The organism is uncultured Halovibrio sp. (assembly GCF_913056445.1).
GTDB lineage: Bacteria > Pseudomonadota > Gammaproteobacteria > Pseudomonadales > Oleiphilaceae > Halospina > Halospina utahensis_B.
On record NZ_CAJXMA010000035.1, the window covers coordinates 1 to 20,982 of the forward strand.

Sequence of the window (20,982 nt, forward strand, 5' to 3'; positions counted from 1 at the left end):
AGCACGCCCGCCGCGGCATAGGTCAGCGCCATACCCAGGACATAGGCCAGGGAGAGGTAGAAGGCCTGCAGAGTGTTGAGCTGGCGCTGGCCGGCGACAACCGCCGAGACGATCGGGATCATGGGCAGCACGCAGGGTGTGAAGGTCAGCCCCAGCCCCAGGCCGTAGAACACCAGCATGGCCCAGAGCAGGGAGTCGCTGCTCAGCAGTGTCTCCAGGCTGCCGCCACGCCAGCGGCCGTCATCTCCGCCGGAGGGGGGAGAACTGTCGCTGCCCGCTGAGGCACTGGAGGCGGTGTCCTTCTCCGGTGCCGGATACATCACGCTGCCGTCGGCGGGGTTGTAGCGCAGTGTCTCCGTCTGGGGCGTGTAGCACAGGCCGGCCTCGGCACACCCCTGCCATTCCACGGTGACACGGATGGGACTGCTACCATGACCCTCGGCGGGGCTCAGGCTGGCACTGACTGGCTCGTAGAAGACGGGGGTTTTGCCGAAATAGGGATCATCCTTGATGTTACTGTCAATGCTGAACCGCGGGGGCAGGGCAAGGGCATCCGCCGGTTCGGTCTCGATGCTGATGCGGTTCTCGTAGAGGTAGTACTCTGGCGTCACGTCCCAGTTCAGGACGAGCTCACCGTCTTCCGCCCAGGCCGTGAACGGAAAAGCTTCCTCGACCGGTGGAAAGTTACCGCCGCTGCCGTCGGAGAACGGTGACTGGGCGGCAGCCGGGCCGACAAGAGCGAACAGCAGGATCAGCAGACGTGTCAGGATGATGGGGACTCCTATGGCTCGGAAGTGGGCTGAGCGCGCCTATTATAACGAATGCTTGAAGGTTGCGGCACAATCCCTAGACTGGCGCCATGATGTCAGCTGAACCTCTCCCGGATTCCTACGCGGATCTAGTACGGCTGTTCAACGGCCTTTTCCAGCCCAGCCACGCCACCATTCTGGTGCCCGGTGGGGATGAACCCGAGTACCTGCCGGCCGATGGCGAGTGCCGGTGGAATCGGATAGTATTTGCCCATGGTTTCTACGCCAGTGCCCTGCATGAGGTCAGCCACTGGTGCATAGCCGGCCATCGTCGCCGTCAGCTCTACGACTACGGCTACTGGTATGAACCCGATGGTCGTGATGGGGATAGCCAGGCCATGTTTGAGCAGGTCGAGGCCAGGCCCCAGGCCCTTGAGTGGCTGTTCACGGTGGCCGCGGGTCGCCGTTTCCATCTGAGCATGGACAACCTGGCCGGTGAGGTGCCCGGGCAGAGGGAGCGCTTTGCCGAAAGGGTGCATGCCGAGGTGCGGCGCTGCCTGGATGAGGCCATGCCCCCCAGGGCCGCCCGGTTTCTGGACGCATTGCAGGCCTTTTACGGCACCCGGCATTATTTCCAGGGCTACCCCTTCACCCGGGCCCAACTGATTGGATCAGAGGAGGTTCAATGAACAACCAGGCCGAAACCCCTGCGGAAACAGAGCCAGAGAAGGTGGAGCAGGGCCAGGAGCAGAACCAGAGTCAGGACAATCAGGAGGCGGTGCCGCAGCCCCGATTCCGGGATTTCAATCTGGATGAGCGGTTGCAGCGCGCTATTGATGAGCTTGGCTTTGAGCATTGCACCGGCATCCAGGGCGAGGCGCTGCCGAAGACCCTGAAGGGGCTGGATCTCATCGGCCAGGCCCAGACCGGCACCGGCAAGACAGCCGCTTTCCTGATCAGTGCCATCCAGCGTCTGCTGGAGAACCCCATTCCCTTTGAGCAGCGCTATGCCAGTGAACCCCGGGTTCTGGCACTGGCGCCGACCCGTGAGCTGGCGATGCAGATCGCCCGGGATGCGGAAGCGCTGACCCGTCACAGTGGCCATAACGTGGTGACCACTGTGGGCGGTATGAACTACGACCGCCAGCGCAAGCAGATCCGCAATGAAGCCATCGATATCCTGGTGGCGACGCCGGGGAGGCTGCTGGATTTCCTTGGCAGCAAGGACGTCTTCCTGGATCAGCTTGATCTTCTGATACTGGACGAGGCGGACCGGATGCTCGACATGGGCTTCATCCCGGACGTGAAGAAGATCATCCGGCACTGCACCCCGAAGTCCGGACGCCAGACCGTGCTTTTCAGTGCCACCTTCAACCAGGATGTTCTCAACCTGGCTGCCATGTGGAGTGAGAACGCGGAATTCATCGAGATCGAGCCGGAAAGCAAGGCGGCTGAACGGGTTGAACAGATCTTCTTCACGGTCAGCGATTCCGACAAGGAGATGGTGCTGATCAATTTCCTCCAGCGGGACGAGGTCAGCCGCGCCATTGTTTTCGCCAACCGGCGGGACCAGACCCGGGATCTGGAGGCGAAGCTGCGCGCTCACGGGGTGCATTCGGCGCTGCTGTCTGGCGAGATCCCCCAGAACAAGCGCATCAGCACCCTCAACCGCTTCAAGGAGGGGGATATCCGGGTGCTGGTGGCCACGGATGTGGCGGCCCGCGGCATCCATGTGGAAGACGTCTCCCACGTGTTCAACTTCAACCTGCCCGACAATCCCGAGGATTACGTGCACCGGATCGGGCGCACCGGCAGGGCTGGCGCCTCCGGAACCTCGGTCACCCTGGCCGGTGAGGATGACAGCTTTGTGCTCCCGGATCTGGAGAACTACCTGAACCAGTCACTGAGTTTTGTACGCCCACCGGACCCGCTGATGGTGCCGCTGCCGGAACCGGCAAAAAAGCCTGAGCCTGAGCATTCGGAGGGCGGAGACGGCAAGCCCGGGCGCCAGCGTAATCGCAATCGCAGCCAGCGCCGGGAAGAAGACGCCTCCGGATGAGCGGCCTGCGCATCCTGGCGGACGAGAATATTCCCGCGCTGCCGGCCTGCTTCGGTGGTTCTGGTGAGATCCGGACGCTGCCGGGGCGCTCCATCCGCCAGGCTGATCTGCAGGATGTGGATGTTCTCCTGGTGCGCTCCGTTACCCGTGTCGACGCGGTCCTTCTGGAGGGAACGCCCGTGCGCTGGGTGGGCACGGCCACCATCGGCACGGATCATCTGGATACCCACTGGCTTGAGCAGCAGGGTATTGCCTGGGCCTCAGCACCGGGCTGCAATGCCGAGGCGGTTGCCGATTACGTGCTGGCCGTGCTGGCACTGGCCGCCGTTGAACAGGGGAAGGCCCTGACGGATGGTACCGTCGGGATTGTGGGTTTCGGCAATGTCGGCAGCCGTGTTCACAGGCGACTGCAGGCGCTCGGCATTGAAACCCGGGTAACCGATCCACCGTTGGCCCGGAGCGGTGTCACGGGCCTGGTCGGACTGGATGAGGTTCTGGCCTGTGACCGGATCGCGCTGCATGCGCCACTGGTCCGGGGCGGATGCTGGCCCACGGAACACCTGCTGGATGCCGGGCGCATTCAGGCCCTGAGGCCGGATCAGGTGCTGATCAGCGCGGGACGTGGCGCGGTTGTGGACAACGCCGCCCTGCGTGAACGCCTGGAGGCTGCTGACGGTGGCCCTTGGACGGCACTGGATGTCTGGGAAGGAGAGCCGCTGGTTGATCCGCAGCTTGCGCGCATGGTCCGCATCGCCACGCCCCACATCGCCGGCTATAGCCTGGAAGGCAAGCTGCGGGGAACCGTGATGCTGGCCCTGGCCCTGAATCGCTGGCTGTCTGTGGAGTCGGAGCCAGCCCTGGAAGCACTGGTGCCCGAGCCGGCCACACTGGATGCGCTTCCCGCCACCCTGGAGGAGGTGTTGCTGGCCACCTATGATCCGCGCCGCGACGCCCACCAGCTCCGTGCGACCCTCGACCGTTCCCGGTCCAGCAGGGCCAGTGCGTTTGACCGTCTGCGCAGGGACTATCCGGTCCGCCGGGAGTTGGGTTTCCACCATCTGTCAGCGGGCAGTGACCCGGTCCTGAACCGCCAGCTGGAGGCCGCCGGCTTCACGCTCATCTACTGATGGGTGCGGTTGCGCAGCGCCTCGATGCGCTCGTCCAGCGGCGGGTGGCTGGCGAAGAGCTTCTGCAGCCCGGAACGCACACCACTGGTGATGCCGAAGGCCTGCATGCTGTCCGGCATTTCATCCGGCATTCCCGCCTCCCGCTTGAGTCTCTGCAGCGCCGAGATCATGCCCTCGTTGCTGCCCCAGCGGGCGCCGGCGGCATCCGCCCGGAACTCCCTGCGCCGTGAGAACCAGAACACGATGGTGCTCGCCAGGATGCCCAGCACGATCTCGGCAACGATCGTCACCATGATGAAGCCGATACCGTGGCTGCCCTCATTCTTGAACACGGCGCGGTCAACGAATGAGCCCACCACTCGCGCGAGAAAGATCACGAAGGTGTTCACAACGCCCTGAATCAGAGCCAGCGTCACCATATCGCCGCTGGCAACATGCCCCATCTCATGGGCCAGAACAGCCCGGATCTCATCCTTGTTGAAGCGCTGCAGCATGCCTTCGCTGACCGCCACGAGCGCCTCGTTCCGGTTCCAGCCCGTGGCGAATGCATTGGACTGCTGGGCCGGGAAGATGGCGATTTCGGGCGTCTTCACGCCCGCTTCCCGGGCGATCTGCTGCACGGTTTCAACCAGCCACTGCTCCGCCGGGTTTGAGGGATTCTCGATAACCCGGGCCCGCGTGGACTTCTTGGCAATCCACTTGGACATCAGAAGCGAGACGAAAGAGCCACCGAAGCCGATTACCGCGGCAAAGATCAGCAGGGCGGTGAAGTTCAGCCCCTGCTGTTCGAAATAGCTGTCAAAGCCCAGAAGGCGCAGCGTGACGCTGGCCAGAATGATCACCGCCAGGTTGGTGGCGAGCAGAAGCAGTATTCTCATGGGTCGTCCTCTCCCGGATCAGGACCTGTTATCCAGCGCTTTATATTGGGGGTTCCAGGGCGGGATTCAAGCGTGGAATACGTGTATTACAGAAGGTTCAGAGACGTGTGGGCGGATCGAAGAGAAACCGGTGGACCGTTTCCGAGAGTTCCGTCGAGGTCCCGTTCGCCATGCACTGACGGATGCGGTTCACGGCGAGGGCGGCTTCCCGGATCAGCCCGCTGCCGCCGGCCGCTTCGCCCTCGGGGTACTGGGTGGAGAGCCTGTTGAAACACTCCGCGGTGAGTACGGCCTGGTCCACGGCATCCTGGCCGATCACGGACTCGTACCGCAGCAGCCCTTCGTCGGCCAGCCAGAGCATGGTGCCGAAGCAGGCCATGTGGCGGTTGCTGTGCAGACCGAATTCGTCGGGCTCGTCGTCGCCGGCGATGTCCTCCACAAAAACCGCGCCCTTGCGCGGGAAGCGGTTGTAGAGGTGGATCAGGATCGCAGCCGTGTCCCGGTAGAAATCCTCAATGTGGAGATCGGCCATGGGCGCTCTCCCTCAGTCCTGCCGGTAATGCTCCAGGAAACGGCCGAGACGGCCAATGGCGTCCTCCAGCATGTCCACCCTGGGCAGGAAGACCACCCGGAAGTGCTGGGTGTCCGGCAGATTGAAGGCCGAGCCGTGTACCAGCAGCATCTGTTCCTGTCGCAGCAGGTCGTAGACCATCTGTTCATCGCTGCGGATGGGGTAGACCTCCGGATCCAGGTGCGGAAAGAGATACAGTGCACCCGAGGGTTTCACGCAGCTGACGCCGGGGATGTCGTTCAGCATCTTCCAGGCCAGGTCCCGCTGTTCGCAGAGGCGGCCACCGGAAACCACCAGGTCATTGATGGACTGGTAGCCCCCCAGGGAGGTCTGGATGGCGGTCTGGGCCGGCACATTGGCGCACAGGCGCATCGAGGCCAGCATGTTGATGCCCTCGATCAGGCCCTCGGCACGGTGCTTGGCGCCGCTGATGATCATCCATCCGGCGCGGTAGCCGGCAGCTCGGTAGTTCTTGGAGAGGCCGCCGAACGTCATGAACAGGATGTCATCCGCCAGGGAGGCGGCCGGTATGTGTTTGTTGCCGTCGTACAGGATCTTGTCGTAGATCTCGTCAGCCAGTACCACCAGATCGTGCTCGCGCGCCAGCCGGATCACCTGTTCCAGCAGATCGGCAGAGTAGACCGCGCCCGTGGGATTGTTGGGGTTGATCAGAACAATGGCCCGGGTGCGCGTGGTGATCTTGGCGCGGATATCGTCAATGTCCGGGTACCAGTCCTGCTTCTCGTCGCAACGGTAGTGCACGGGCCGGCCGCTGGAGAGGGTGGTCGCGGCCGTCCACAACGGATAGTCCGGTGCGGGAATGAGGACTTCATCGCCGGTGTTCAGCAGCGCCTGGGTGGCCATGACGATCAGCTCGCTGACGCCGTTGCCGATGAAGACATCGTCAATGTCCACGTCCGGGATACCGAGCTGCTGGCTGTACTGCATCACCGCCTTGCGCGCGGAGAACAGCCCCTTGGAGTCACAGTAGCCCTGGGCCGTGGGCAGGTTGTGCACCACGTCCTGCTGGATCTCCTCCGGGATATCCAGGCCGAATGCGCCGGGGTTGCCGATGTTGAGCTTGAGGATCCGGTGGCCTTCCTCCTCGAGCCGGTGGGCTTCCTGCTGGACGGGACCGCGAATGTCGTAGCAGACGTTCTCAAGCTTGGCGGATTTCTCAAATTGCTGCATTCTGTTGTAAACCCCTGAGTTGGCGCACTCGGTATTGTAGCGGAGGCTCACGAGATGACAAAAGTAAACCAGTCCGATCAGGAATGGCTTGAGCGGCTGTCCCCGGAAAGTTACCGGGTCACCCGCGAGGGTGGCACGGAGAGGCCGTTCAGCGGTGAATACAATGACTGCAAGCAGGACGGGGTCTATTGCTGCGTCTGCTGTGGTGAGCCGCTTTTTGATGCCCGACACAAGTTCGATTCGGGATCCGGGTGGCCGAGTTACTGGCAGCCGGCCAGCAACGGGGCCGTTACCGAGCGGGTCGATCGCGGCCACGGGATGGTGCGTACCGAGGCGCTCTGTGCCCATTGTGACGCCCATCTCGGGCATGTGTTCCCGGACGGGCCTGAGCCCACGGGGCTGCGATACTGCATCAATTCGGCGGCGCTGGAGCTTCACCCCCGGGAAGACTGAGCCTCCGCCCCCGCGCCCCAGCGTTCCAGAACCTCGCGCATGGCCTCGATACTGTAGGGCTTGGTGAGGTAATCGTTCATACCGGCGCTGAGGCACTGTTCGCGGTCGCCTTCCATGGCGTTGGCGGTGACCGCGATCACCGGCAAATGCGCGAGCCCTTCGGTGGCGCGTATTGTCCGCGTGGCCTCAAAACCGTCCATGACCGGCATCTGGCAGTCCATCAGAACCAGGTCACAGTGGTTGCTCTGCAGGTATTCAAGAGCCAGCTGGCCGTTTTCCCGGACCACGACCCGGTGACCGAGTTTACGCAGCATGCCGCTGGCCACCATCTGGTTGACCTGGTTGTCCTCCACCAGAAGCACATCCAGTGCGACGGATGAACGTGGTGCCCCCTCGTGTGAGGGCGAGCCCACGGCAGTGAGCCCAATGGCGATGCGCAGGGTGTTGACCAGCTGACGGCGCACCAGGGGCAACTGGATGGTCTCGGAACGGTCGGCACCGTCGCCATCCGTGCCGAGATGGACAACCGGTGGGCAGCGCTGGGCCCGGTCCAGCAGTGCGCGCCATCCAGTGTCCTGACTGTCGATGATGATCAGATCCTGGTTCTCCACATCCAGTCCGGCACCTGTCTCCGGTAACGTGGTCTGGTGGCGCACGTGTGCGCCCCAGTAGCGCAGATGATCCTGAAGGGGCGGGGCATGGGGGTTGTCGCGTCCTGTCAGCAGCAGTGTGTGCATGCCTCCGAAGTCGCTCTCACCGCTGCGCGGCGTTGCTTCCGGGTCGACCTCGAGCGGCAGGTGGACCCTGACGCGGGTACCTTCCTGCTCCTGTGACGAGACTTCGATGGTGCCCCCCATCCGGTCCACCAGCTGCCGGCACAGGGTAAGGCCGAGCCCGGTCCCGCCGAAGCGTCGTGCGGTGTCCGCCTGTCCCTGTGAGAACGGCGAGAAAACCATCTTCTGGGCCTCCCTGGACATGCCGATACCGGTATCGGTCACGACCAGCTCGAGGCCGTCGTGGTGGGGGTCAAGGCTGAGGGTGATCTGCCCACGGGAGGTGAACTTGATGGCATTGCCCATGAGGTTGTTGATGATCTGGCGCAGACGGGTGGGATCCCCCAGGTAGACCGGCTCAATGTCCGGCGCAATGCGCGTAACGATGGCGACATCCGCGGTGCGCACACTCTGCTGGGCAAACAGGGTTGCGCACTCCTCGGCGAGTGCCCCGGGGTCCAGGCCGATGTGTTCAAGGGTGAGCTTGCCGGCCTCGACCTTGGAAATGTCCAGGATGTCATTGACCAGGGCCACCAGGTTCTCGCCGGCGCTCAGTGCCAGCTCCATACGCTCCCTCTGGGGGGCGCTGAGCCGGTTCTCGAGTGCCAGGCGCAGCATGCCAAGGAGCCCGTTCAGCGGCGTCCGGATCTCATGGCTCATGCTGGCGAGGAAATCCGCCCTTGCGCGCGCCGTTTCCAGGGCTTCCTCGCGGGCGTCGATCAGTGCCCGGTTGGAACGCTGGAGGGCTTCATTCTTGTCCCGGATCTCGGAGGTCCGGGCCTCAACGATCTGGGCCAGCTTCTCGTTGTACTCCTTGAGCCGGCCTTCCGCCTCGCGCAGCTTCTGGAGGCTGTTGTCGATGGTATCAAGGTGCTCATTGGTGATGTGCACCAGCAGCCCGATCTCATCATGCTCATGGCGCCTCGGGGTCGGCAGGCGCGCTTTCTCTGCGTTGTCCGAGTCCACGTCCTGGAGCCCGCTGACCACCCGGAGCAGTGGTTTGGTGATCATCAGGTAGAAGATCACCAGCAGCAGACCCGCCAGGGCCAGGCTCATGATGAAGCCGCTGAGCAGGGTGTAGCCGGCACGCTGGAGAAAGGTGCTGCCGAACGGGTAAGTGTCGATGGTCACATGGAGATGACCCAGTTCCATCTCCTGCAGCTGGGAGACGTGCAGCTGCTCACTGTAGTCACGGCGTGGCTGGAAAAGGGAGTCGCTCAACCAGCGGTAGGGACTATCGGAGGGGGGGCGTTGGCGCTGGGCGAGAATGCGCCCCTGGGGATCCTCAATGCGCGCGCTCACGATGGCGGGGTGGCGCAGCAGGCCGTCCAGCAGTTCTTCGGCAAGCCGGGTATCGATGTTGTAGGCGATCTGGGAGGCCGGGCTGTGGCTGATCTCCATCAGGGCCCGGATCTCGCTGTTCATGTTGGAGCGGGCGTTGAAGTAGTCCAGCGTGACCACGCCCAGGTTCAGCAGGACCCCGAGGGTCAGTGCTGCCAGTACCACATTGCGGGTCAGGCGGAACGATAAACGCTGTGAAAGCCTTGAATCCACGCCGGTCTGTCCCTTTTCAGTGGAGGCCTTGCCTCCGGCGATCGTTCCAGAACCTCCTCAGGAGGCCTCAGCTGTCGTAATCCGCTTTCTTCTTCCAGGCCTCTTCCTCGTGGATGAACTCTTCCCATTCACGGTTCACGCTGCTGGGCATGACCGCTTCAGTGCGCTCAGCATTGGGATCCTGTCCCTCAGCCAGCCGGTTGAGTTCCTTGATGCGCTCACGGTAACGCGTTACCAGCTCAGCCGCATCCGGGTGATCCTTGGATTTCTCCAGCTCACTTGCCGCCAGGTGATAGCAGTGGATGGCCTTGCGGTAGCGTTTGGCCTGTTCATGGTCCTGTGCCTGGAAAACCATCAGTTCGGCATAGACACGGTGTACCAGGAAAAGAATGTTGACGAGGTGCTGGCGCGAGGCTTCGGCGGACACCCGCCCCGCCTTCTTCTGGCGTTCCACGAACCGGAAAAGCATCTGCAGCAGGCTGCGGATTTCCTTGACCCGTTGCGGGTCGTTCATCGGGAACTCGCCGGGGCCTTCGACCTGGCCGGATTCCAGCGCCGACAGTGCGGCCTGGTCGGCTTCCTCCAGCGCCTTCGGGTTACCCGGCGCATTGAGTTCCCGCAGCTGGCCGGCCAGTTCCAGTGCCCGCTGCAGTATGAGGCGTCGCAGGGCCTTGTCCAGAAAGGAGTTGGGCAGTTCGTCAACGAACCGGCGCAGGAGGCTGTGGCCATCCTCCAGAGCCTTGACGCGGCGCATGCGTTCCACGCGCGCCTTTTCACGCATCTGGCTGACAACGATCAGGACAAGGCCGATGATCAGCAATAGCGCCAGAACACCGATGATGGCGATAGTGGTCATAGTCAGTACACGCTGTGGTATCCGGAATGGTTCCAGTATAGACGAGATGCCTGATAACTGCATGAATGGACGAGCAAAGCGGTCCAGACTGGTCTGGCACGCCGCTGTAACGGCATAATGGCCGCTCTTCTGACCCTGGAGATGGCATGGATCTGTCCCGGATCGACCTCAACCTGCTGGTGTATCTGGATGTGCTGCTGCGCGAGAAGAGCGTCACGCGAGCGGCCAGCTACCTCGGCCTGACACAGCCCGCCATGAGCAATGGGCTGCGCCGGCTGCGGGAACTGTTTGATGATCCGCTGCTGGTGCGCACAAGCGAGGGCATGAGCCCAACGGAGCGGGCCCTGGGGCTCCAGCCCCGGGTGCGCGAGATCCTGGCCCAGGTGGAGCAGACAGTCCAGAAGACCGGGTCCTTCGATGCCGGGGCCAGTGAGCGGGTTTTCCGCATCATGGCCAGCGACTACGCGGAATCCACGCTCATGCCCCGGGTTCTGCGCCTGATCCGCAGGCTGGCGCCGCACGTGACCCTGGATGTGCTGACCCCCTCGGACGTGAGCTTTCTGGATGTGGAGCAGGGGCGGGTGGATATGGCCATCAACCGCTTTGACACCATCCCGCAGTCGTTCCATCAGCGCACCCTCTGGACCGACTGGTTCGCCTGCCTGATGAGCAATGAGAACCCGGTGCTGCGCGAGCCGTTCACTCTGGACACCTACCTTCAGGCGAATCACATCTGGGTCAGCAAGACCGGTTTCGGTGTCGGCGTGGGCGTGAACCCGCGCGATGTGCAGCGCCTGGGGTGGGTGGATGAGGCGCTGGGCAAGCTGGGCCGCAAGCGCCGGATCTCGGTGTTCACCCGCCATTATCAGGTGGCGACTCTGCTGGCGGAGCAGCACGATGTGATGGCGACACTGCCATGCCGTGCGGCCTGGCTGCAGAAGGACAATCCGGGGTTGGTGGTCAAGGCGCCGCCGTTCCCGATTCCGCCGATTGACCTCAAGATGGCCTGGAGCCCCCTGCTGCAGCATAATCCGGATCATCAGTGGCTGCGCCAGCGGATCGTGGAGGGGGCGGAGGAGCTGAATCAGGCCTTTGAGCCCTTTGCGGCGGATTTCATCCCGGCCGGTCCGGAACCGGCCCATCCCTCGGAACGCTGAGCCTCAGAGGGGCAGGTCGCGCAGTTCCACGGAGCTGCGGCCGTATTCCCAGGCACGCTCGAACTCCTCGGCAAAGGGGCGCACCCGGCGCGGCGCCGAGGCGTTGGCAAAGCCTTCCGCCGCATTGAAATCATGCCGACTGATGACGCCGCTGTCGTCCACAAGAATCACGGGGCGACTGGGGTGGGGGTAGCTTGTATTCACCAGCCTGAGGCCCATGCGGCTGGGCAGTCGGCGCATCAGCTCCACCAGGCTGTGCCGGCGCTTCACCAGTGGGCTGTCGTCATGGATGAGAAACCGGATGTCGCTGTGGCGGCTGCGCCGGGCCAGCTGTGACACCGCCTGTTCCAGCTCGCTGTCGTCATAGAGGGCATGGCTGAGGGTGCTGTCATGAATCCAGAGCCGCCGGGTTGCCTGTTCCGCCATGGCGAGGAGCGCTTCCAGCTGATCGCCGTTGGCGCCGAGCTGCCAGCTGGTGGTGTCCGAGGCCAGCAGGAAGGGGCACCGGGTTTCGGCCTCCTGCTGGGTGACCAGCGAGGGCGCGGTGCAGTTCATGCGCCTGTGGGGGATGCCGGCATCCATGTACCTGTCAGAGACCACATAGAACCCCAGCCGCCGGTAGAAATCGACGGCTGTCTCCTGGGCGCCAAGTGTGAAGCGGCTCCAGGTCGCAAGCCCATCCTGGAGCATCCGGGTCAGAAGGCGTGTTCCCACGTCCTGGCCGCGTGCGCTGGCGGCGACCGCCATACGGCCTATGGCGCCCCATCCGGTCTGTGCCTCGTAAAGACGCGCCGTCGCAATGGGCTCGCCGGTGTCGTTATGGACAAGGTAATGCACCGCGCTGGCGTCGGTATCATCCCACTCCAGTTCCTCGGGCACCTGCTGTTCAGCCGTGAACACCTGGCGGCGCAGGGCTATGGCGGCTTCCGGCAGCTGGCCGGCGGGGTGCGCCTCGATTCTCATGCCTCGTCGTCCTCCTCCCCCTCATCATCCTCGGGGTAGAGGCTGCCCTGGTTGACCAGCGAGACCACCAGATCCGCGAGCGCGGATTCCCGCATATAGTCGGTGAGGGCGCCCATGTCCGGATGCCGGCCGGCGCAGAGGACGGCGGCAATGCCGGTGGCGTTGCCGGTCAGGCGGAAGCGCTGGCCGTCCACGAACAGCAGGCGGCCGCCGTCGTCAGGGAGGTCGTAAAAGCTGAAGCGGCTGCCCTCGTTCCAGACAAGGGGATTGCCTTCGGCGACCAGTTCCTGGAGGGTTGTGGCATCCATCGGGTCTTCCGGTGGCTCGACAATGCCTTCGTGACTCGGTTCGGTCATGGCCTGGCCGAACCAGCTGGCGATGGTGTCCGGATTCTGAAGTGCTTTCTCAAGGATCGATTGCAGTTCCTTGATCTGGCTGTCACTGATGCGCCCCGGGTTATCCTGAAGCGCGGGCGCCGGATCCTCCAGCTGGCGATCCAGCGCGGGGCTGTCGGCCACAGAGTCCGCGACACCGGTTACCACATCCGCATGGCTGGGCGTGCGGAATCCGATGGACAGGGTCATGCAGTCGTCCTCGGCAATACCCCAGTGGGCCACGCCGGGTGGTAGATAGAGCATGTCACCGGGATTGAGTACGGCTTCTTCCTGAGTCTCAAAATCCGCGAGAATGTGCAGTGGCGTACCCTCGACCCGGGGTGAGGTGTTGTCGTGAACGCCCCCGATCTTCCAGCGCCGCTGGCCAATGGTCTGGAGCAGGAACACATCGTAGCGGTCGAAGTGGGGACCGACGCTGCCGCCGACAGGCGCGAAGCTGGCCATGATGTCGTCCAGGCGCCAGTTGGGCACGAACCGGAAGTGTTCCAGCAGCTCCGCCGCCTCCGGCACCCAGTGATCCAGGCCCTGGACCAGCAGGGTCCAGTCCCGGTCCGGAAGCGACTGCAGGTAGGTCTCCTCGAAGGGCCCGTTGTGGAGCTGCCAGGGCTTGTCGTTCTCCGTTTCAAACACAAGACGGGATTCCACCGCCTCCTCACAGGCGAGTCCGGCGAGCTCGTCCACCGAGACCGGTGATTCAATACCCGGAAAGGCGTTGCGGATGATCAGTGGCTTCTTCTGCCAGTAATCGCTGAGGAAGCGCTCGATGCTGGTTTCGCCGAGTACGGACATGGGGTTTTCGGGCCTTCGGTCTCAGGGGTCACTTCGGGGAACGGGCGCGGATTGAACGCGCCTGTTCCGCGGCATTACCGGTATAGCGGGCCGGTGTCAGGCTGCGCAGCTGCTCACGCGCCGCTTCGGGGATATCCAGACCGTCGATGAACGTGTGGATGGCCTCCGGGGTCATATCCCTGCCGCGGGTGAGCTCCTTGAGCTTCTCATAGGGCTTTTCCACCCGGTAGCGGCGCATCAGGGTCTGGATGGGCTCGGCCAGGATCTCCCACGCCTGCTGCAGATCCTCGTCCAGGCGCTGGGGGTTGATCTCCAGCTTGGAGAGTCCTTTCAGGGTGGCCTGCCAGGCGATCAGGCTGTGCGCCAGGCCCACGCCCAGGTTGCGTAGAACCGTGGAATCGGTCAGATCGCGCTGCCAGCGGGATATGGGCAGTTTGGATGCGAGATGGTCGAGTATGGCGTTGGCCAGCCCCAGGTTGCCCTCGGAGTTCTCGAAGTCGATGGGATTGACCTTGTGGGGCATGGTGGAGGATCCCACCTCGCCGGCAACGGTGCGCTGCTTGAAGTAGCCGAGCGAGATGTAGCCCCACAGGTCCCGATCCAGATCGGTCAGCGCTGTATTGAAACGGCTCAGGGCGTTGAAGAGCTCAGCCACGCAGTCATGGGGTTCGATCTGGGTGGTGTAGGGGTTCCAGCTCAGGCCAAGCCCCTCCACGAAGTCGCGGCTGAGCGTTTCCCAGTCCACTTCCGGGTAGGCGCAGAGGTGCGCGTTGTAGTTACCCACGGCGCCGTTCATCTTGCCCATGAGCGCTGTGCCGCCCAGTTGCTCGCGCTGGCGGGACAGGCGGTAGGCGCTGTTGGCCAGTTCCTTGCCGACCGTGGTGGGCGAGGCGGTCTGGCCATGGGTGCGGGCCAGCATCGGCTGCTCGGCAAGCTCTTCCGCCATGCCCTGAAGGCGCTCCAGGAGCTCATCCATGGTTGGCAGGATCTGGGTGTCCATGGCCTCGCGCAGCATGAGTGCGTGGGAGAGGTTGTTGATGTCCTCTGAGGTGCAGGCGAAGTGCACGAACTCGGAGACCTCGGTGAGCTCTGGCAGTGACTCACTGACCGAGGCGATGCGCTCCTTGATGAAGTATTCCACCGCCTTCACGTCATGGTTGGTGGTACGCTCGGTGGCCTTGATGGTCTCGGCATCGTCTAGACTGAAACCGGTCACCATGTCGTCCAGAAAGCGGTTGGCAGCCTCGGAGAATGCAGGGACTTCGGGGATGTCCTGCTGCGCGGCCAGGTGCTGGAGCCAGCGTACTTCGACGGTCACCCGGGCGCGGATGAGCCCGTATTCACTGACGATTTCACGCAGCGGCGCCACTTTGCTGCCATAACGACCGTCGACGGGCGAGATCGCCGTGAGGGCGTTCAGATCCATGGAGACAAGCCTCTCGTGCAATGGGTAAAGGGCCTATTATACACGAGCTGACGGGCTGCAGGCAGGCGCTCAGTCGAGGTCGTGGAGAATGCCGTCGGCGATGGCGACGTGGCGCTTGCGGCGGAAGAGCAGCTGCCAGCGCCGGCCACCCAGCTGGCGCCAGAGCACGGCCGAGCGGATGCCGGCCAGAAGGCAGGCACGGATGCGGGCCGCGTTCTCTTCAATTTCAAGGTACTGGCGGTGACCGTTGACGTTGATCTTGATCCGGAACGTGCTGAGCGTGTCCTGGTAGATGCTGGCCAGGTTGCGCTGCACGTTCGGGTGGGTCGGGCCGAAATGCTCAACGGTCCGCCGTGCCTGTTCGATGCGCTCACCAATGGTGTCCATCATGTCCGGCTGTTTGTGCAGACGCGCCTCCAGCTGGACCAGGCTCAGGCTGTAGCGCAGGATCTGCGCGTCCTGGCTGGCGGGCTGCTGGCCCATGGCCCGGCTCAGTGTTTTCAGGCCTTCACGCAGGCCATAAAGGTCGCCGTAGACATCCAGGGTGTTGCCCGGATCCGTTTCGAACAGGGAGCGGATGGTGGTTTCCAGTGGGTCCTGCAGACACTGGCCCTTGGTGGCCGTCTGGTGTACCAGGCTGGCAGCCTGGAAGATGCCGGCCAGCGCCAGGGTCTGGTCGCGCAGACTGGCGCTCACGCGGACTGCCCCTGCATGGGAATGGATTCGCCGGGCGAGCCCGCCTTGTCCATGAAGGTGCGTTCGATGACGCCGCCACCCAGGCAGACCTCGCCCTGATAGAAGACTACCGACTGGCCGGGCGTAACCGCGCGCTGGGGTTCATCGAAAAGGACGCGATAGCCGTCACCGGCGGCCTCCAGGGTGCAGCTCTGATCCGGCTGGCGATAACGGTTCTTGGCAACGCAGCGCAGGGGCAGTTCCGGCGCCCCGGTAACCCAGTCGATGTGCCAGGTGTACAGACCCTGCCGGTACAGCAGGGGATGCTGGCCCCCCTGGACGGCGACCAGGACGTTGCGGTCCAGGTCCTTGTCCGCCACGTACCAGGGCTCGGTGCTGTAACCGGAAAGCCCCCCGATTCCAAGACCCTGGCGCTGACCGATGGTGTGGTACATCAGGCCCTGGTGGCGCCCGATCACATCACCGTCCGGGGTTTCGATGTTCCCGGGCTGGGCCGGCAGATAGGTCTTGAGGAAATCGCTGAAGCGGCGTTCACCAATAAAGCAGATCCCTGTGCTGTCCTTCTTGTCGTGGGTGACCAGGCCAGCGTCCTCCGCGATCCGGCGGACCTCGGTCTTGTCCATGTCCCCCAGCGGGAAGAGGGTGCGGGCCAGCCGTTCACCGGCCACCGCGTGCAGGAAGTAGCTCTGGTCCTTATTGCCGTCCAGCCCCCGCAGAAGCTGGGCCTGGCTGCCGTCGCCGATCACGCGCCGGCGGGCGTAATGGCCGGTCGCAATGTAATCAGCGCCGAGCGTAACCGCATGATCGAGAAAGGCCCGGAACTTGATCTCCTTGTTGCACAGGATGTCCGGGTTGGGGGTGCGGCCAGCGCTGTATTCGGCCAGGAAGTGCTCAAAAACGCGGTCCCAGTATTCACCGGAGAAGCTGGCGGTATACAGCGGAATCCCGATGCGCCCTGCCACAGCCTGGGCATCCGCCAGATCCTCCATGATGGTGCAGTGCTCGGTGCCGTCCGCCTCGTCCCAGTTCTTCATGAACAGACCCTCCACGCGGTAGCCCTGCTGTTTGAGCAGCAGGGCGGCCACGGAGGAGTCAACACCGCCGGACATACCGACGATGACGTGGGGGGCGTTTGCGTTGCCGGGATTCTGGACTTCGGTCATAGGGCGCCTATTGTAGGGGATTGGCGCGGGTGCGTCACTGCGGGGTGGCCTCCCGGATCAGGTCCAGCGGGAAACGCCGTCCGCTGCGGTAGTCGCTGATGCAGTTGGCGACCAGAGGGCTGCGCAGCTGATCACTGCGGGCATCCAGCTCACCGGGGGTAAGCCAGTGTGCTGCGATAATGCCATCATCAAGCGCGTCGGTTTCCCGCGGGCCCGCTTCTCCGATAAAGGCATAGCGGTGATAGGTGAGTCCGTTATGGGGCGAACGGAACACATAGATGCCGAGAAAGGCTGTGAGCGTTACCGGATAGCCGGTTTCCTCCAGGGCCTCACGCCGTGCGGCTTCCAGTATGGATTCGCCTTCCTCGATGTGGCCCGCAGGCTGGTTGAGGACCACGGCGCCCTCGCTGTGCTCCTCAACCATCAGGAACCGATCCGCATCGGGGACAACAACGGCCACGGTGGCATTGGGCTTCCACTGCATCGGGCAAACTCCGGTCTGACATAATGGGTGCAGACTCTAGAACGCTCGGCGGCGGAAGGGAAGAGCGGACGCAGTGCGCCCGCCGGGGCACCATGGATGCCCCGGTACCGGGGTGGGGAGTTCAGGCTGTCTGTTGCTGGGACTCCGGCTGTCGGGCACGCGACTCGCTGCCGGTGCCAGCGTTGCTTTCCTCCTGGGACGCGGACTCACTGCTTTCCCTGCGCCGCGACGGCGCTTCATGGGGGATGATGTTGACCGCGTGGATGCCCTTGGCGCTGGGCTGTTTCTCGAATTCAACACGCTGGCCCGCCTTGAGCGTCTTGTAGCCTTCCATCTGGATGGACGAAAAATGGACGAACAGGTCCTCGCTTTCTCCCTCCTCGATGATGAAGCCGTACCCCTTGGCGTTGTTGAACCACTTGACCTTGCCCTGATGCATCACTTCCTCCTTGCTCTCAGAGAATCCCTGCCTGCCGACTGCCTGGTTGGCGTCCGGAGCCGGTTCCCCCGGAAACAGCTCCTGGTCACAGCGGGTGAATGAATGTAACGCTTTGTAAAATCATTATGGAAACTGTTGACTAAAAATCCACCAGAGTCAAGTGGCGTATAACCGATTTGAGGACTGGTCGCGGGTGACCGGGGCGGGTGTCGCGCGGGATGAACGTGATAAAATCAGGCTGGGCGATGGTGAGCATGGCCTGGAATCCGTACATGGCGACACATTATGACTGAAGACAGGTTCGTAAAGATGGATCAGGCTCTACTAGTATGGAATCAGGATGGTGGAGAAGAGGACCCGGGCCAGGACGACGGCACCGCCGTTGAAACGGAGAAACCCGAGGTCAAGCACCCCTCGCTGTACCGGGTGGTGCTGATGAACGACGACTACACGCCGATGGATTTCGTCGTGGAGGTTCTGATGACCTTCTTCGCCATGCCGGAGGAAAAGGCGACACAGATCATGCTGGCGGTACACACTCAGGGCAAAGCGGTCTGTGGCGTCTATACTCGGGATATAGCGGAAACGAAAGCGGCCCAGGTGAATCAATATGCTTCCGAGCACGATCATCCGCTGCTGTGTGAGATTGAACGAGCTGACTGAAACCGGGGTGGCCCATGCTCAGTAAAGACCTCGAACTGACCCTCAACGAGGCATTCCGTAACGCGCGGGACAAGCGTCATGAGTTCATGACGGTGGAGCATCTGCTGCTGGCACTGCTCGACAACGAATCCGCCGTACGCGTGCTTAAAGCCTGCGGGGCCGACCTGCCGCGACTGCGCGAGGAGCTCAACGATTTCGTGGATTCCACGACGCCGCTGATTCCCTCCAATGACAGTGAGCGCGAGACCCAGCCGACGCTCGGGTTCCAGCGTGTGCTGCAGCGCGCCGTTTTCCATGTGCAGTCCTCCGGCAAGAAGGAGGTGACCGGCGCCAACGTGCTGGTGGCCATCTTCAGCGAACAGGAGAGCCAGGCGGTGTTCGTGCTCAAGAAACAGAACATCGCGCGCATCGACGTTGTGAACTTCATCTCCCACGGCATCTCCAAGGTGTCAGGCCCGGATGAGAAAGAAGGCGGCTCGGAGTCGGAATCGATGCAGCAGGAAGAGAGCGCGGAGGAAGGCACGAGCTCCAATCCGTTGGAAGCCTATGCCCAGAACCTCAATGAGCGTGCCACCCAGGGTCACATCGACCCGCTGATCGGGCGCGAGCATGAGGTGGAGCGCACCATCCAGATCCTGGTCCGCCGGCGCAAAAACAACCCGCTGCTGGTGGGCGAGGCCGGCGTGGGCAAGACCGCCATTGCCGAGGGGCTTGCCAAGAAGATCGTGGATGGTGATGTGCCGGATGTCATCAAGAATGCGGAAGTGTTCTCGCTGGATCTGGGCGCGCTGCTGGCCGGCACCAAGTACCGGGGTGATTTCGAGAAGCGGCTCAAGGCGCTGCTGGCGGAACTGAAGAAGCGCGAGCACGCCATCCTGTTCATTGACGAGATCCACACCATCATCGGTGCCGGCTCGGCTTCGGGGGGTGTCATGGACGCTTCGAACCTGCTCAAGCCCATGCTGGGCTCCGGCGAGATACGCTGCATCGGCTCAACCACCTTCTCCGAGTTCCGCGGGATCTTCGAGAAGGACAGTGCCCTGGCGCGGCGCTTCCAGAAGATTGATGTGAACGAGCCGAGCGTTGAGGACACCTACCGGATCCTCAAGGGGCTCAAGAGCCACTTCGAGAAGCATCATGAGCTCAAGTACACCGATAAGGCGCTGCGCAGCGCCGCAGAGCTGGCGGGCCGGTACATTACCGACCGTCACCTGCCGGACAAGGCCATCGACGTGATTGACGAGGCCGGGGCGCGGCAGCAACTGCTGCCCGTGTCCAAGCGCCGTAAGGTGATCAACGAAGGGGCCATTGAGGACATCGTGGCGGCGATCGCACGGATCCCCCCGAAGAATGTGTCCTCCTCGGACAAGGACGTGCTGCGCAACATCGAGCGCGACCTGAAGATGACCGTCTTCGGCCAGGACGAGGCCATCGAGTCCCTTTCCACCGCCATCAAGCTGGCACGGGCCGGGCTCAAAGCGCCGGAGAAACCCGAGGGGGCCTTCATGTTTGCCGGCCCCACCGGCGTGGGCAAGACCGAGGTTACTCGCCAGCTGGCGAACCTGCTGGGGATCGAGCTGGTGCGCTTCGATATGTCCGAGTACATGGAGCGCCACACGGTATCACGCCTGATCGGGGCACCGCCGGGCTACGTGGGCTACGACCAGGGCGGGCTGCTGACCGAGAACGTGAACAAGCATCCGCACTGTGTGTTGCTGCTTGATGAGATCGAGAAGGCGCACCCGGAAGTGTTCAACCTGCTGCTGCAGGTCATGGACCACGGCACGCTCACGGACAACAACGGGCGCAAGGCGGACTTCCGCCACGTGATCCTGGTGATGACCACCAACGCGGGCGCGGAGGTGCTGACCAAGCGTTCCATCGGCTTCGCTAACCAGGACCACAGCACCGACGGCATGGAGATCATCAACAAGACCTTCACGCCGGAGTTCCGGAACCGCCTGGATGGGATCATTCAGTTCCGTTCGCTCAGTCCGGAAATCATCTCGCACGTGGTCGACAAGTTCCTTACGGAGCTCCAGGCCCAGCTGGACGAGAAACAGGTGGTGCTGCACGTGGACGACGAGGCCAAGCTCTGGCTGGCCCAGCACGGCTACGACGAGAACATGGGCGCACGTCCCATGGGCCGCCTGATCCAGGAGAAGATCAAGAAGGGCCTGGCGGAAGAGATCCTGTTCGGGCGGCTGTCGAAGAACGGCGGCGACGTCTCCATCCATGTGAAGGACGACGACCTGGCGTTCGAGTTCGAAACGGAAGAGCCAGCCGAACCCGTCGAATAGAGTTGACCCGTAACAGAAAAACCCCGGCATCCATTCGGATCCCGGGGTTTTTTAATGGAAGGAGCCGTTAACGGTAGCGGTAGGTGATCCGGCCCTTGCTCAGGTCATAGGGCGTGAGCTCCACCTTGACCTTGTCGCCAGTCAGGATGCGGATGTAGTTCTTGCGCATCTTGCCCGAGATGTGAGCGGTAACGGTGTGCCCGTTCTCCAGCTCCACACGGAACATGGTGTTGGGAAGGGTATCGACGATCACGCCTTCCATTTCAACGGCATCGGACTTTGCCATTCAGTTGCTA

General features: G+C 63.0%; 21 protein-coding genes. 7 read left to right on the forward strand and 14 right to left on the reverse strand.

Annotated elements, in window-relative coordinates:
• Positions 1–785: protein-disulfide reductase DsbD domain-containing protein (locus QZ501_RS08490; RefSeq protein ID WP_363174762.1), on the reverse strand; the 785-nt coding region annotated here is incomplete at its 3' end.
• A 74-nt stretch (positions 786–859) separates the two neighbouring features.
• Here QZ501_RS08490 and QZ501_RS08495 point away from each other — a divergent pair.
• From QZ501_RS08495 to QZ501_RS08505, 3 genes are read left to right on the forward strand one after another with little or no spacing between them, the layout of a single operon-like run.
• Entirely contained in the window at positions 860–1,438 is a 579-nt protein-coding gene (locus tag QZ501_RS08495) for an elongation factor P hydroxylase (RefSeq protein ID WP_237416535.1), read from the forward strand.
• Positions 1,435–2,808 carry a DEAD/DEAH box helicase gene (locus QZ501_RS08500; RefSeq protein WP_295718736.1) on the forward strand — a complete coding sequence of 458 codons (1,374 nt, stop codon included), beginning with the start codon at positions 1,435–1,437 and terminating at the stop codon, positions 2,806–2,808. Before QZ501_RS08495 ends, QZ501_RS08500 begins: the two co-directional genes overlap by 4 nt.
• Entirely contained in the window at positions 2,805–3,935 is a 1,131-nt protein-coding gene (locus QZ501_RS08505; RefSeq protein WP_295718738.1) for a 4-phosphoerythronate dehydrogenase, read from the forward strand. The genes QZ501_RS08500 and QZ501_RS08505 overlap by 4 nt, the downstream gene beginning before the upstream one ends.
• On the opposite strand, the gene htpX is transcribed toward QZ501_RS08505, so the two are convergent.
• The 3 genes from htpX to QZ501_RS08520 form a co-directional block, all read right to left on the reverse strand.
• The gene (htpX, locus tag QZ501_RS08510) at positions 3,929–4,813 is read right to left on the reverse strand and encodes a protease HtpX (protein ID WP_295718741.1); all 885 of its coding nucleotides are present in this window, start codon (positions 4,811–4,813) and stop codon (positions 3,929–3,931) included. The genes QZ501_RS08505 and htpX overlap by 7 nt on opposite strands.
• Before the next feature lie 97 nt (positions 4,814–4,910).
• On the reverse strand, positions 4,911–5,345 hold the full coding sequence (locus tag QZ501_RS08515) for a hypothetical protein (RefSeq protein ID WP_151439437.1): 435 nt from the start codon (positions 5,343–5,345) through the stop codon (positions 4,911–4,913).
• 12 nt (positions 5,346–5,357) lie between these two features.
• Positions 5,358–6,575, reverse strand: a complete 1,218-nt coding sequence (locus QZ501_RS08520; protein WP_151439438.1) for a pyridoxal phosphate-dependent aminotransferase — start codon at positions 6,573–6,575, stop codon at positions 5,358–5,360.
• Between the two features lie 54 nt (positions 6,576–6,629).
• Between QZ501_RS08520 and msrB the strand changes: the two genes are divergently transcribed.
• Positions 6,630–7,028, forward strand: a complete 399-nt coding sequence (gene msrB, locus QZ501_RS08525; RefSeq protein ID WP_295718743.1) for a peptide-methionine (R)-S-oxide reductase MsrB — start codon at positions 6,630–6,632, stop codon at positions 7,026–7,028.
• Here the strand turns inward: msrB and QZ501_RS08530 are convergent.
• The gene (locus QZ501_RS08530; RefSeq protein WP_295718745.1) at positions 7,010–9,355 is read right to left on the reverse strand and encodes an ATP-binding protein; all 2,346 of its coding nucleotides are present in this window, start codon (positions 9,353–9,355) and stop codon (positions 7,010–7,012) included. The two genes, msrB and QZ501_RS08530, sit on opposite strands and share 19 nt — an antisense overlap.
• Positions 9,356–9,422: 67 nt before the next feature.
• Positions 9,423–10,211, reverse strand: a complete 789-nt coding sequence (locus QZ501_RS08535) for a hypothetical protein (protein WP_151439441.1) — start codon at positions 10,209–10,211, stop codon at positions 9,423–9,425.
• Between the two features lie 146 nt (positions 10,212–10,357).
• Here QZ501_RS08535 and QZ501_RS08540 point away from each other — a divergent pair, with 146 nt between their 5' ends.
• Complete coding sequence (locus QZ501_RS08540) at positions 10,358–11,368, forward strand: LysR family transcriptional regulator (protein ID WP_151439442.1); 1,011 nt, start codon at positions 10,358–10,360, stop codon at positions 11,366–11,368.
• A 3-nt stretch (positions 11,369–11,371) separates the two neighbouring features.
• On the opposite strand, the gene QZ501_RS08545 is transcribed toward QZ501_RS08540, so the two are convergent.
• The 7 genes from QZ501_RS08545 to QZ501_RS08575 form a co-directional block, all read right to left on the reverse strand.
• Positions 11,372–12,331 carry a GNAT family N-acetyltransferase gene (locus QZ501_RS08545; protein WP_295718748.1) on the reverse strand — a complete coding sequence of 320 codons (960 nt, stop codon included), beginning with the start codon at positions 12,329–12,331 and terminating at the stop codon, positions 11,372–11,374.
• Positions 12,328–13,515: a cupin domain-containing protein gene (locus QZ501_RS08550; RefSeq protein ID WP_295718749.1), complete on the reverse strand. Its 1,188-nt coding sequence runs from the start codon at positions 13,513–13,515 to the stop codon at positions 12,328–12,330. The genes QZ501_RS08545 and QZ501_RS08550 overlap by 4 nt, the downstream gene beginning before the upstream one ends.
• 28 nt (positions 13,516–13,543) lie before the next feature.
• Positions 13,544–14,941 carry an adenylosuccinate lyase gene (purB, locus tag QZ501_RS08555; protein WP_151439445.1) on the reverse strand — a complete coding sequence of 466 codons (1,398 nt, stop codon included), beginning with the start codon at positions 14,939–14,941 and terminating at the stop codon, positions 13,544–13,546.
• Positions 14,942–15,010: 69 nt separating this feature from the next.
• Positions 15,011–15,637, reverse strand: a complete 627-nt coding sequence (hflD, locus tag QZ501_RS08560) for a high frequency lysogenization protein HflD (RefSeq protein WP_151439446.1) — start codon at positions 15,635–15,637, stop codon at positions 15,011–15,013.
• Positions 15,634–16,800, reverse strand: a complete 1,167-nt coding sequence (gene mnmA / locus QZ501_RS08565) for a tRNA 2-thiouridine(34) synthase MnmA (protein ID WP_295718752.1) — start codon at positions 16,798–16,800, stop codon at positions 15,634–15,636. The genes hflD and mnmA overlap by 4 nt, the downstream gene beginning before the upstream one ends.
• A 34-nt stretch (positions 16,801–16,834) precedes the next feature.
• Positions 16,835–17,284 carry an NUDIX hydrolase gene (locus QZ501_RS08570; RefSeq protein ID WP_151439448.1) on the reverse strand — a complete coding sequence of 150 codons (450 nt, stop codon included), beginning with the start codon at positions 17,282–17,284 and terminating at the stop codon, positions 16,835–16,837.
• Between the two features lie 121 nt (positions 17,285–17,405).
• Positions 17,406–17,723, reverse strand: coding sequence for a cold shock domain-containing protein (locus QZ501_RS08575; RefSeq protein WP_151439449.1), 318 nt, complete (start codon positions 17,721–17,723; stop codon positions 17,406–17,408).
• A gap of 285 nt (positions 17,724–18,008) precedes the next feature.
• Between QZ501_RS08575 and clpS the strand changes: the two genes are divergently transcribed.
• Both clpS and clpA read left to right on the forward strand, forming a co-directional pair.
• Positions 18,009–18,386, forward strand: coding sequence for an ATP-dependent Clp protease adapter ClpS (gene clpS, locus QZ501_RS08580; protein WP_225741659.1), 378 nt, complete (start codon positions 18,009–18,011; stop codon positions 18,384–18,386).
• A 14-nt stretch (positions 18,387–18,400) separates the two neighbouring features.
• A complete protein-coding gene (gene clpA / locus QZ501_RS08585) occupies positions 18,401–20,686 on the forward strand; it encodes an ATP-dependent Clp protease ATP-binding subunit ClpA (RefSeq protein ID WP_151439450.1) in 2,286 nt (761 codons plus the stop codon).
• A 67-nt stretch (positions 20,687–20,753) separates the two neighbouring features.
• Here clpA and infA read toward each other — a convergent pair whose 3' ends face one another.
• Entirely contained in the window at positions 20,754–20,972 is a 219-nt protein-coding gene (infA, locus tag QZ501_RS08590) for a translation initiation factor IF-1 (RefSeq protein WP_077531475.1), read from the reverse strand.
• Positions 20,973–20,982 lie beyond the last annotated feature (10 nt).

Excerpts from the sequence above, each read along its gene's own strand:
- QZ501_RS08495 (WP_237416535.1), top strand. The coding sequence starts at position 860 with ATGATGTCAGCTGAACCTCTCCCGGATTCCTACGCGGATCTAGTACGG.
- QZ501_RS08500 (WP_295718736.1), top strand. The coding sequence starts at position 1,435 with ATGAACAACCAGGCCGAAACCCCTGCGGAAACAGAGCCAGAGAAGGTG.
- QZ501_RS08505 (WP_295718738.1), top strand. The coding sequence starts at position 2,805 with ATGAGCGGCCTGCGCATCCTGGCGGACGAGAATATTCCCGCGCTGCCG.
- htpX (WP_295718741.1), bottom strand. The coding sequence starts at position 4,813 with ATGAGAATACTGCTTCTGCTCGCCACCAACCTGGCGGTGATCATTCTG.
- QZ501_RS08515 (WP_151439437.1), bottom strand. The coding sequence starts at position 5,345 with ATGGCCGATCTCCACATTGAGGATTTCTACCGGGACACGGCTGCGATC.
- QZ501_RS08520 (WP_151439438.1), bottom strand. The coding sequence starts at position 6,575 with ATGCAGCAATTTGAGAAATCCGCCAAGCTTGAGAACGTCTGCTACGAC.
- msrB (WP_295718743.1), top strand. The coding sequence starts at position 6,630 with ATGACAAAAGTAAACCAGTCCGATCAGGAATGGCTTGAGCGGCTGTCC.
- QZ501_RS08535 (WP_151439441.1), bottom strand. The coding sequence starts at position 10,211 with ATGACCACTATCGCCATCATCGGTGTTCTGGCGCTATTGCTGATCATC.
- QZ501_RS08540 (WP_151439442.1), top strand. The coding sequence starts at position 10,358 with ATGGATCTGTCCCGGATCGACCTCAACCTGCTGGTGTATCTGGATGTG.
- QZ501_RS08545 (WP_295718748.1), bottom strand. The coding sequence starts at position 12,331 with ATGAGAATCGAGGCGCACCCCGCCGGCCAGCTGCCGGAAGCCGCCATA.
- QZ501_RS08550 (WP_295718749.1), bottom strand. The coding sequence starts at position 13,515 with ATGTCCGTACTCGGCGAAACCAGCATCGAGCGCTTCCTCAGCGATTAC.
- purB (WP_151439445.1), bottom strand. The coding sequence starts at position 14,941 with ATGGATCTGAACGCCCTCACGGCGATCTCGCCCGTCGACGGTCGTTAT.
- mnmA (WP_295718752.1), bottom strand. The coding sequence starts at position 16,800 with ATGACCGAAGTCCAGAATCCCGGCAACGCAAACGCCCCCCACGTCATC.
- QZ501_RS08570 (WP_151439448.1), bottom strand. The coding sequence starts at position 17,284 with ATGCAGTGGAAGCCCAATGCCACCGTGGCCGTTGTTGTCCCCGATGCG.
- QZ501_RS08575 (WP_151439449.1), bottom strand. The coding sequence starts at position 17,723 with ATGCATCAGGGCAAGGTCAAGTGGTTCAACAACGCCAAGGGGTACGGC.
- clpS (WP_225741659.1), top strand. The coding sequence starts at position 18,009 with ATGACTGAAGACAGGTTCGTAAAGATGGATCAGGCTCTACTAGTATGG.
- clpA (WP_151439450.1), top strand. The coding sequence starts at position 18,401 with ATGCTCAGTAAAGACCTCGAACTGACCCTCAACGAGGCATTCCGTAAC.
- infA (WP_077531475.1), bottom strand. The coding sequence starts at position 20,972 with ATGGCAAAGTCCGATGCCGTTGAAATGGAAGGCGTGATCGTCGATACC.